Source organism: Saccharothrix sp. NRRL B-16348 (assembly GCF_001280085.1).
Lineage (GTDB): Bacteria > Actinomycetota > Actinomycetes > Mycobacteriales > Pseudonocardiaceae > Actinosynnema.
Genome location: NZ_LGED01000031.1, coordinates 1 through 9963, shown reverse-complemented (window position 1 = coordinate 9963; position 9963 = coordinate 1). Strand labels below are relative to the sequence as shown.

11 protein-coding genes and 1 pseudogene are annotated in these 9963 nt (G+C 66.5%); 5 read left to right on the top strand and 7 right to left on the bottom strand.

The annotated features are described in order from the left end of the window. Positions 1-783 (bottom strand): annotated as a pseudogene (locus tag ADK67_RS06255) (radical SAM protein); the annotation flags it as partial. A gap of 81 nt (positions 784-864) precedes the next feature. Between ADK67_RS06255 and ADK67_RS06250 the strand changes: the two are divergent. The 3 genes from ADK67_RS06250 (at position 865) to ADK67_RS55290 (ending at position 4755) form a co-directional block, all read left to right on the top strand. After that, the gene (locus tag ADK67_RS06250) at positions 865-2202 is read left to right on the top strand and encodes a helix-turn-helix transcriptional regulator (protein ID WP_157619965.1); all 1338 of its coding nucleotides are present in this window, start codon (positions 865-867) and stop codon (positions 2200-2202) included. A gap of 26 nt (positions 2203-2228) precedes the next feature. Then, positions 2229-3089, top strand: coding sequence for a bifunctional diaminohydroxyphosphoribosylaminopyrimidine deaminase/5-amino-6-(5-phosphoribosylamino)uracil reductase RibD (gene ribD, locus ADK67_RS06245; RefSeq protein WP_082403259.1), 861 nt, complete (start codon positions 2229-2231; stop codon positions 3087-3089). A gap of 778 nt (positions 3090-3867) precedes the next feature. Continuing rightward, positions 3868-4755 (top strand): transposase family protein, encoded by an 888-nt coding sequence (locus ADK67_RS55290; protein ID WP_442974111.1) that lies wholly within the window; start codon positions 3868-3870, stop codon positions 4753-4755. Here ADK67_RS55290 and ADK67_RS06240 read toward each other — a convergent pair. Further along, positions 4669-5235 carry a hypothetical protein gene (locus ADK67_RS06240; protein ID WP_157619963.1) on the bottom strand — a complete coding sequence of 189 codons (567 nt, stop codon included), beginning with the start codon at positions 5233-5235 and terminating at the stop codon, positions 4669-4671. The genes ADK67_RS55290 and ADK67_RS06240 overlap by 87 nt on opposite strands. 309 nt (positions 5236-5544) lie before the next feature. On the opposite strand from ADK67_RS06240, the gene ADK67_RS50490 reads away from it, so the two are divergent. After that, entirely contained in the window at positions 5545-6516 is a 972-nt protein-coding gene (locus ADK67_RS50490) for a hypothetical protein (RefSeq protein ID WP_157619962.1), read from the top strand. A gap of 205 nt (positions 6517-6721) precedes the next feature. On the opposite strand, the gene ADK67_RS06235 is transcribed toward ADK67_RS50490, so the two are convergent. The 5 genes from ADK67_RS06235 to ADK67_RS06215 all read right to left on the bottom strand — a co-directional run bounded on the left by ADK67_RS06235 (position 6722) and on the right by ADK67_RS06215 (position 9167). Beyond that, positions 6722-6910: a hypothetical protein gene (locus ADK67_RS06235; RefSeq protein ID WP_053715430.1), complete on the bottom strand. Its 189-nt coding sequence runs from the start codon at positions 6908-6910 to the stop codon at positions 6722-6724. Between the two features lie 290 nt (positions 6911-7200). Continuing rightward, positions 7201-7578, bottom strand: a complete 378-nt coding sequence (locus ADK67_RS06230; RefSeq protein WP_157619961.1) for a transposase — start codon at positions 7576-7578, stop codon at positions 7201-7203. A gap of 73 nt (positions 7579-7651) precedes the next feature. Further along, a complete protein-coding gene (locus ADK67_RS06225; RefSeq protein WP_053715429.1) occupies positions 7652-8128 on the bottom strand; it encodes a hypothetical protein in 477 nt (158 codons plus the stop codon). 120 nt (positions 8129-8248) lie between these two features. Continuing rightward, the gene (locus ADK67_RS06220) at positions 8249-8572 is read right to left on the bottom strand and encodes a hypothetical protein (protein ID WP_053715428.1); all 324 of its coding nucleotides are present in this window, start codon (positions 8570-8572) and stop codon (positions 8249-8251) included. 226 nt (positions 8573-8798) lie between these two features. Beyond that, a complete protein-coding gene (locus tag ADK67_RS06215) occupies positions 8799-9167 on the bottom strand; it encodes a DUF6355 family natural product biosynthesis protein (RefSeq protein ID WP_157619960.1) in 369 nt (122 codons plus the stop codon). 181 nt (positions 9168-9348) lie between these two features. Here ADK67_RS06215 and ADK67_RS06210 point away from each other — a divergent pair. After that, a partial coding sequence (locus tag ADK67_RS06210; protein ID WP_082403256.1) for a class I SAM-dependent methyltransferase occupies positions 9349-9963 on the top strand: 615 nt, incomplete at its 3' end.

The following is a 9963-nucleotide window of genomic DNA, read 5'->3' as shown; positions in this document are numbered from 1 at the left end:
CCGTTCCGGGAACACCTTGCGCCGCGCCCCCGCCTCGTACGGTTCGGGCAGGCCTTGGGCGCGGTAGTAGTCGCGGATCGCGTCGCGGTAGAACAGGCCGGTGAACACCGTCGCGTGCGCGGACCGGCCCAGGTCCAGGGCGTGGTCGAGGTGGGCGTCGGTGTCGTTGAGGCCGGGCACGATCGGCCGCCAGTACAACACCACCCGATACCGGTCGGCGTGTTCGAACGCCGTGCGCAACGACGTCGCGGCGATGGTCGAGTCCACCGGCTCGATCCGGGGATCGTCGATACCCGAATGGGTGACCAACAAGGTCACTTTCAGGTTCCGCAACGCGTTGAGCGCGGCGCAGTCCTCCGGCTCCACCCGCCATCGGGTGATCACCAGCACGTGATTGGTCAGGCCTTGGTCGTCCAGCAGCCGCAACATCCGGAACAGGTGTGGTTTCACCGCGGGCAGCATCGGGTCCGTCGCCCGCGTCGCCCGGTTGAGCAGCTGGATCGGCGTCACGTGCGGCTGGAAGAACCGGTGCCCGGTCAGCAACGCGGCCGCCTCCTCCTCGCCCATCAACGCCACCGGCACCTTCATCCCGTAGTTGTCGAACAGGTGCCGCACGCAGTACCCGCAGTTCAACGGGCACCCGATGACCCAGTTCAGGCTCAACCCCGACTTGCGGTACTCGACCACCTCCAGCAACTCCGGCCGCAACCGCACCCGCTCCGCCGCGCCGAGCAGCCGAAGACCGGACCTGCGGATCCGCTCAGCTCGAGCCAGCGGTCGCATGACTGCACCTGCCTCCCGTGATCACCCGAATCACCCTGGGGACATTCGACCCGGACCAGCTACGATCACGGAACGGGGCAAATCGATTACTACGCGCTTTGCCCCTTATTTGCCCCCTGCCGCAGCGGAGCAGACCGTGAACGAAGACCGGGCGTACGACGAGGCACATTCCGCCGCGCTACTGCTCGCCAGCGAGATCAAACGGCGTCGGAACGAGGCCGGGCTCAGGCCGGGCTCAGCCAGCCGCAACTCGCTCGACGAATCGGTTACACCCGGCAGTACGTGTCACTCGCCGAACGCCCTGGCCACAACCTGCCCTCGCTCGGGATCGTGAAAGCCATCGACGAGGAACTGGGTGCAGGAGGGCAACTCCTCGCCCTCCGCGAACAGGCGTATGGGGAACGACAGGCTCGCCGGAACCGGCCGGAAGCGCCCGCCGGCCCTCAGACTCTGATCAGCCACGGCGACACCGCAGGCACCGACCCGCTCGGCGGAGTCCCATTGTTGGGCGGCCTGGCGCCGAGCGACATCCCGGACTTGCTCGGCCACCTTCGGGAGCAGTGGCACCTCCTGGTGAAGACCGACAACCTCTTCGGCCCGCGATTCGCGCTCAGTTCGGTGCACGAGCACCTCAGACTCGTGATGAGCATCGCGCGCTCGGCCAGAGGTCTGGTCCGACGCGAGGTGGTGACGTTGGCGGCGCAGTACGCCGAGTCCGCCGCGTGGCTGCACGAGGATGCCGGCGAGACCTCGTTCGCCGAGCGGTGGACCGACCGGGCGATGGAATGGTCACACGAGGCGGACGACCGTCTCATGCTGGCGTGGACCTTGTTCCGCCGTAGTCAGCAGGCCACCACCAACCGGGACCCCGCCCGGGTGATCGGTATGGCACACGCCGCCCACCGCGAAGGACCCGCGCTCCCGCCCCCGATGCGCGCGGCCATCACCCAGCAGGAAGCCCACGGATACGCACTCGACGGCGATGCCCGTGCCGCACAACGCACGCTGGACAAGGCGCACGAATGGGCGGTATCGGACACGGCCGGCGACGCCCGGGGCGGGCACGGCTCCTTCTGCACCGCCGGCTACCTCGAACTGCAGCGCGCCAGCTGCTGGCTGACCCTGGGACAGCCGCGTAAGGCCGTCGAGCTGTACGACCGGGTTCTGCCGACCCTGCCGGCGGTGTACCGACGCGACAGGGGCATCGCCCTGGGCCGCTTCGCGCTGGCCTCGGCCACCGTGGGAGAACCGGAACAAGCCGCGCACCTCGCCGACGAGGCGTTGGACATCGCGCGCAGCTCCGGATCCGCACGGACCGAGAACGAACTACGGACCGTCGCCAACGCACTGACCCGCTACGACACGCTGCCATCGGTCGCTGCGTTCCGCGCCAAGCTGACGTTCAATGGCGACCTGTGACCACGTCGGCGAACGAGATCAGCGCGATGCAGCGCGCCATCGTCCTGTCCGCCTTCGGCCTCGGACGCACCAGCCCGAACCCGCCGGTCGGCTGCGTGATCCTCGACCCCGCCGGGCACGTCGTCGGCGAGGGCTACCACGAACGCAAAGGCCAAGCACACGCCGAAGTCCACGCACTCACAGCAGCAGGCGAACGCGCCCGCGGCGGCACCGCGGTGGTCACCCTCGAACCATGCAACCACCACGGCCGCACACCACCGTGCCGCCAAGCGCTCATCGACGCGGGCATCAGCCGAACGGTGATCGCGGTGATCGACCCCACCTCCCGAGAGGAAGGAGGCGCCGAACGGCTGCGAGCGGCAGGCGTAGACGTCGAAGTCGGCCTCCTGGCCGAATCCGCCCGACTCGTGCTCCACCCGTGGCTGCACAGCCTGCGACTGGGACGGCCGCACGTCACGTGGCTGTACGAGGCCGACCCGTCCGGCCAGGTGATTGCACCCGCCGATGTACTGGTCGCGCACCATCGAGTCGAAGTCGACGCGGTCCTGGACGACACCGGCCGACTCACCGAAGGCATACCGAACGGCCACGGCAACACCACGTTCAGATTGCCCACCGCAGTACCCGCCGAAGATCCCGCAACACTGCTCGCACTCCTGCACACAGGTGGAACGCGATCAGTCCTGATCACCAGCCCATCGGCCGCGCAACGGTTCCTTCGGGACGGCCTGGTCGACCACGCGACGGTCTACGCGACACCGCCGGGTCCTTCCGCTTCACCCGTGCCAACACAGGCGACGGCACTGTCGACGTTCAGCATCGACCGAGTCGGCACGTTCGACCGGTACGTCCGGATCGACGCCTCCGTCACTGCACACAACCATTAGGCCAGGGCGACGAGGCAGCGCCACCTTCACCGCGAGCCTATGGAGGCGGCACGGACGACAGTCAACGACGTGCTGTACCGCCGCAGCCGCAACGCCTGCGTCGTTGTTGGGCGTACCGACAGACATCGCCGGAAACCGGTGCCTGGACCCAACCGTCACAGAGGCTGTCGGGTACGTCGACGTGGCCGCGCGCCCACGTGGAAAGCGCGTCGTCGAGCCCACGACGCCGTGCCTGGGTGAGCGCACTCCTTGCACGAACCCATGCCGCGATGCGACACCCGAGCCAGTCTCGAAGCGCTCGACGCGGCCCGCCGCCACGCGGAGGCGATCACCGACCCACCCCAAGGCACCGACTTCTTCGACGGCGCACGCCTGGACGACATCGCGGGCAGCACCTACCTCCTGCTGCGTCAAACCCAGCCCGCCACGTCGTTGCTGCGCGCCGCGCTCGATCGGCGCCGACGACGATGTCAAAGGACGGGCACTGCTCAGTACCGCCCGCCGTCTCCTCGACCAGTGGGGCGGCCACCGCTGGTATCTGCGCGAGAGGTCCAGGGCGTGTTAGGCCTTTCGCAGGGGAGTCCCGACCCTTCCGGGGTCGTTGGCGAGGCGCTGACGCCGCTGTCTCGTACTGATGGTGCTCTCTGGAATAGGGTCCTGTCGCTGGTTGCGTGATCAACTTTGTTGGGTCCGTGCGGAGGTCGTTCCACGCGGTCTGTGATCACGACCGGAGTGTGATCATGATGGGTTAGCGGACCTGCTGCCGCATTTGGCCGGAGTGGTGGTCGAGAAGGTCGAGCAGGTTCCGAGTGGTGTGCGGATCTGGGGATGTGCCAAGGCGAGTGTGAGTGCCTGTTCGTCGTGTGGGGTCGGGTCGCGCCGGGTTCACAGTCGCTATGACCGTCGGGTGGCTGACATGCCGGTGGCGGGACTACCGGTGGTGCTGTGGCTGCGGATGCGCCGGTTCTTCTGTGACAACGGGACATGCCCGGTCGGGACATTCGCCGAGCAGGTGGACGGTGTGACCAGCGCGCACGCACGGCGCAGCCAAGGGCTACGCGCGACGTTGGAGTCGATCGGGCTGGCGGTGGCGGCTCGTTCCGGAACTCGGTTGGTCGACCGCCTTGGCCTGGTGACCGGCCGGGACACGTTGTTGCGCCTGGTGCGCACCGTTCCCGACCCGCCGATCGCGCCGATCACGGTGCTGGGGTCGACGACGTCGCCTTCAAGCGCCGCCGCAGCTACGGGACCATCCTGCTGGACATGGCCACTCACCGGCCGGTCGACCTGCTCGCGGACCGTTCCGCGGACAGCCTCGCCGAGTGGCTCCGCGCGCACCCCGGCGTGGTCGTCGTCTGTCGTGATCGTGCCGGCGCGTACGCCGAAGGCGCCCGCCTCGGCGCACCCCGGCGCCCTGCAGGTGGCCGACCGCTGGCACCTCTGGCACGGCCTGGCCGGCTATTTCGAGAAAACGATCAGACGGCATAGCGATGACCTGCGCGACCATGCTGTGAGAACTCCAGCAACCCGACAAGCACGTTCACTTCGAAGCAGGTCAGTTGTGCGCCCAGATGTTCGATCAGCAACCGGCGAGTACGTGGCTGAATGCGCGCGCCGGGTCGTAGACCATGCCGTCGGTGCCGCAGAGCGAGTCGAGGTTCGGTGATCGGAGATCGTCATTCGGCGGAGATGACGGGGCAGGTGTCGCGATCTGCTCCGGCGGCCACGGCGACCACGACTCATCGTTGATCGTGACGACCACCGCCCCGGCGCGCTGCTGGAAGTCCTCGCCGCTGATGCAGCCGACGGTGGCTTCGAGCGACAGGAGGTAGTGCTCGGCCTCGGCGTGCCTATTGGCCGCGACCACCTCGGGAAGCCTGCGGATGGCGTTGTCCAACTGTGCGGGCAGCTCATTGCCGAACCGGCGGTGGGCCGCCTGCCTGACCGCCGCGAGGCGCTGGTGGAGGTCCCGGAGGTGGTGCGGTGGACCGTCGGCGATGAGCGTGAAGGACTTGCGGCTCACGCCGCTCAAGATGATCCGGTCCTGCTCGTCGGCGAGTTCGTATCGGAGGCGGTCCGCAGTGTCGCTGACGGAGGCGATTCGGTACCGGCCCCAGTAGTCGTCCAATGATCCGTGGTAGTTCACCCATCGGCCTATATCGGCCTGAGGTGATGAGGTTTTTGTGGAGCTGTGCGTCGTCGGCACGGGCTTTTCTCCCGTGGATCACATACGCAAGCGCGGCATCCGGGTTGTCGAGTGTGGAATCGATGGGGTGTGCGGTCGAACGGAGTTGAGCGTTGAAAGAGCGCGGGCCCACAGGCCCTCGTCGGATCGGGGACTGTGGTACGTCTTCCATCTCGACCTGCACACAGATCGAAGGAGACCGCTACGCCACTAGCGTGAATCTTTGGCGCGGCTAGTGGCATCGGACGAATCGGATGGAAGCCTAGACCCATGCTGGACCTGATGTTGAAGATTCTGGGATTGGTATTGGCTCCGGTAGTCGCTTTCTATGCGGCTCTGATCAAAGACGGGCAGCGTCGCATTCGACTTGCGAACCGTGCCCAGGCCGCTGCGGCGATTCTTAGCGACGCGCCAAAGGAAAGTCCTGTCTACGTCAGTCTTGCAAGGAATTTCGAAGTTGCTGCACTGAGGTACCTGGACTTCGAGAAAGTTGAACGAAGACCACTGTTCCTGGTTTTTTCGGCTATGATGTGGGCTTGCTCCCTGATTACTTGCGGCATTATTGTGTCCATCTTCTATGTCGATGCGAAATCGCGACCGGGTTGGATGCGCGCTGCCTTCGGCGCCTATAGTGATCAGGATATCGACGTAGTGGCCCGAGAGAACGAGAGTCTCTATTCCATCCTCGTTCTCGTGGCCGTAGGGTGCGCCGTCATTGCATGCGAGGCGTTTGCTTCGTACAGGAAGAACCAGGCTGCCGGTTACCTGCGCAGAACGTCTGCACGGAGGCTTTACGAACAGAAAAGGCGCGTTCCTCTTCATTCTCAAGTGGGGAATGAAGAGTTGGGTCTGCGCATAAAGGTGCTTGAGGAAAAGTGGAAACAGGTGAAACTGATTGACCTGCTGACCGAGTATCAGCCACAGCCACAGCCACAGCCACAGCCACAGCCACAGCCGCCGTCGTCGCCGCCGCAGCAGCGGCAGCCGTCGTCGCCGCCGCAGCAGCGGCAGCCGTCGTCGCCGCCGCAGCCGCAGCCGTCGTCGCCGCCGCAGCCGCAGCCGCCGGTGGTCGAATCTTCTGAGCCGGATATGGTGCCATTCCGAACACCAGTGTGGCCTGTTGGTTATCTCTCGAAACAATCGGTTCCAATCGAAATGGAAGTAGGATACGAATCCACGGAACCGCCACGTGCGGTTGATCCGGTTGATCCGATGCAGGCCGGGGACACTGAAGGGAAATGAGTCGACAACTGTAAGATGGCTCCGTCGCGATGTAGTCAAGGGAACCGTTCTGCAGTTGGCGGCACCTTTGGGCGCGAACTCACGTGGCCTTGCTGGTCAGGAGAAGATCCGATCTCGGGCAGCGCAACGTGCCTCGGCGCGAATGCCAGCACGCGCGGGGCCGGAGCGGCGCCCGCGGCGTTGCGCAGGTCGATCGCCATGGCCCTCACGCGGCCACCTGCCCGGAGCTGGCGCGCGGCGCGTCGGAGAACTGCACCGGGGCCGGGGCCGTCGCGCGCCGGACGGAGGCGGCGAGCATCAGCTCGGCGTCCTCCTCCTCGCGGAGGTCTTCCCACTCGTCGATCTCGGGCTGCGTGACGCCGGGAATGCGCCGCCACAGGCCGCGGCGGGGCACGCCGAGCTGCTCGGCGAGCTTGCCCAGGCGTCCGCGGACTGTGCCAGGGAGCGCTGTCCCATGTCGCGCCAGAGCACCTCGCCGTGGAAGTCGTCGGTGGACATGGAGTCGCCCGCGAGCTCGGCGGCGAGACAGAAAACCCGCTCCCACGCCTCGGAGAAGACGCGGCGGAACTCCTCGATCTTGCGCGACAGTGCGGTCTCTGCAGCGAGCAGGGCCTCGGAGCCCAGGTGATGGTGCTCTCTGAAATGGGTCCTGTCGCTGATTGAGTGATCAACATGTGGGTGGGGTCAGACCCGGCAGAGGATCTTCTTGCGGAGTAAGTCGAGCTTCGCCCGCCCGTACATGCTTCTCTTGATCGATTTCAGACGTGACACGGAACCTTCGACTGCTCCGGAGTTGTGCTCCATCGTGAGGCCGTTGACCACCGCGGCGTAGTCGCGTTTGAGCCCGGCGGTGAACGAGTGCAACTGCGGGAAGTCGTCCGCTTCGACCGCGGCGATCCATGCATCGAGGCGTTCGCCGTGCAGACCCGTCATCATCTCCGCGAAGGACGCGACGTGGTAGGCCAACCTCTGCAGGGCCGAGCTGCGAGCCAGGATCTCGTTCAGCCGACCGCGCTCCCGGTCATCGAGGTCGGCGGGGTGTTGCAGCATCCACCGGGTCACGTCTCGGACTTTTGGTGGGGCCGGGGTGGCGGGTGGAGCGGCGTCGACTGTCCGCGCGCACCACCGCGGCTCGTCAGGGGTTGACCTCCCAGTGGAAGTGGGTGGTGTGGCCGCCGTGGTTGCGGATTACCGACGTGGTCGCCCGACCGTCGTTGAGCGTGACGTTCGCGATGGCTTGTGCGAAGGCGCCGCCCGTCGCGAAGGTCACGTACACGGTGCGGATGCGGGTGCCGTGCGTGTTGAGGTGGCCGATGATCGTCGCGGCCGTGGTGGCGTCGCGGTTGTTGTAGCCGGTGAACCAGCCGTCGGCGCTGGTGCCGACGCGGTGGGAGTCGTGCGGCGGGAAAGGGCCGCCGTTCATGTTGGAGAAGTCGCCCCACGTCTGGGCCGCGCCGTCGATGAACGCCCGCACCGTTGGCCGCGCCCAGTCGTCGCCACCGACGGCGGTGTCCCGTCCGCCGTAGCGGTTGCCGCCGGTGAACCGCGCCAGCTTCGTCACGCTGCCGGCGCTCTTCTCGGCCGTCTCCCCGCTGGAGGACCGCGCCCGCACGCGCAACGTGAGCGCGCCGTTGGCGGACTGGTTGGGCGGCGGCGAGTTGCGCGGCCGGGATCTCGAACAGCAGTTGGCTGGTGGTGATCCGGGTTTCCTCGTCGTCGCCGAACGTGGTGATCAGCGTGGGTCGGACGGCGGGGCGAGGGTGCCGCGCGCGATCACCCCGCCCTCCAGCACCTCCAGGGTGAGCTCGGTCAGCGAGTCGTCCTTCGGCCCCTGCACGGTGATCGTGCCGTGCACGCGCGTCTGGCCGCCGAAGTACTTGTGGTTGGACGCGCTGAGGTATTGCAAGGCCTGGTTGTCGATGTCCCGCAGCTGCACCTGGCTGATGGTCAGCTTCTTCTTCTCGACCACGTCCACGACGACCCGCGAGTCGAACAGCGCGTCGGCGACGTTGGCCACGGCCAGGTCGACCCGGATGGTGTCGCCCTGTGGGTTCACCGCCAGTTCGGACTCCCTCCACCCGGTCCCACCGGCGCCGTCGAACGCGGCGAGGCGAGACCGTTCATGCTGTTGCCGTCACTGACCACGCCGCCTGCCTGGGACGAGCGCAGCGCGACGTTGTAGGGGCGCTGAATCGTCCGGTGTTGCGGGACGGGTTGATTGATCGGCCAGGACGGTGCCGAACCCCGGCAAGGAGCGGACACCGTCCTGACGCATCGGGACGTCAGACCGGCGGTTGGGTGGTGGAGCAGATTTGGCGGCCGTCGGACGCGGTGATCAGTCTCGGTTGGATCGGGACGTGGTAGGCGTACTTGACTTCGTTGCTGGGGAAGAACCTCAAGGAGCCTCGAGGGCCGACGCAGGCGTGGTAGCTGTCGAGGGTGGTGTCGACTCGGATGAGGATGAACGTGTCGGCGCAGTGGGTGTAGAGGGATGTCGCGCCGTTGTGGTGATCGGGGTTGACGTGCTGGAAGCCGCAGCCGACTGGGAGGGGTGCGCTGTGGGCGTCGGTCGTGGACGTGGTCGTGAGGGCGGAAATGGTGGTGGCTATGAGGACGAGTGTGTGACGTAGTTTGGTGCGGATCGCGGTCATGGTGATCACCCTTCTCGGTTCGATACCGTATTGGTGGTCACGAGCATCCTGCGGTCGTTGTGGTGGGAACAGGATTCTGTCTTTCCGAATAGGAAGGAATAGGGCGAATCGAGTAGCCCATGTGGGTGACTGGTGCGTGGCGGCTGGGTCCGTGTGCCGGGCGTGCTGGTAGATGTCGGGTATGAGCTTCGGTGTCGAGGTCGGGGAGATGGTTCGGGCGAACCGGGCGAACTGGGACGCGCGGACGCCGGTGCACGTGGCGAGTGAGTTCTACGCGGTGGGCAGGCGCGATCCGCGGAGTTGGTTCGCCCCGTTCGAGTGGTCTGATCTCGGGGAGCTCGCAGGTCGGGAGTTGGCGCATCTGCAGTGCCACATCGGTGCCGAGACGATCGCTTTCGCGCGGCAGGGAGCTCGCGTCACCGGGTTGGACTTCTCGGCGGCGGCCGTTGTCGAAGCTCGGCGTATCGCCGCGGGGGAAGGGGCGAAGATCGAGTACGTGGAGGCCGATGTCCACGACGCGGTGGCACATCTCGGTGCAGGACGGTTCGACGTCGTCTACACCGGCAAGGGTGCGTTGTGCTATCTGCCGGATCTGCCGCGGTGGGCGGCGACGGTGGTTGAGCTGCTCAAGCCGGGTGGGTTCGTGTACATCGCGGAGTTCCACCCGTTGCTCAACGCGCTGGGGCCCAAGCCGGGACCGGGTGAGGGGCCGGAGTTGTTGCTGCGGCACGACTACCTGGAAGGGCGTGGCGCGATCGAGCGTGACGCGACCTACACCTACACCGATGGTCCGGCC

Coding starts and splice junctions, on each gene's coding strand:
- ribD (WP_082403259.1), top strand. CDS start 2,229: ATGCAGCGCGCCATCGTCCTGTCCGCCTTCGGCCTCGGACGCACCAGC.
- ADK67_RS50490 (WP_157619962.1), top strand. CDS start 5,545: ATGCTGGACCTGATGTTGAAGATTCTGGGATTGGTATTGGCTCCGGTA.
- ADK67_RS06215 (WP_157619960.1), bottom strand. CDS start 9,167: ATGACCGCGATCCGCACCAAACTACGTCACACACTCGTCCTCATAGCC.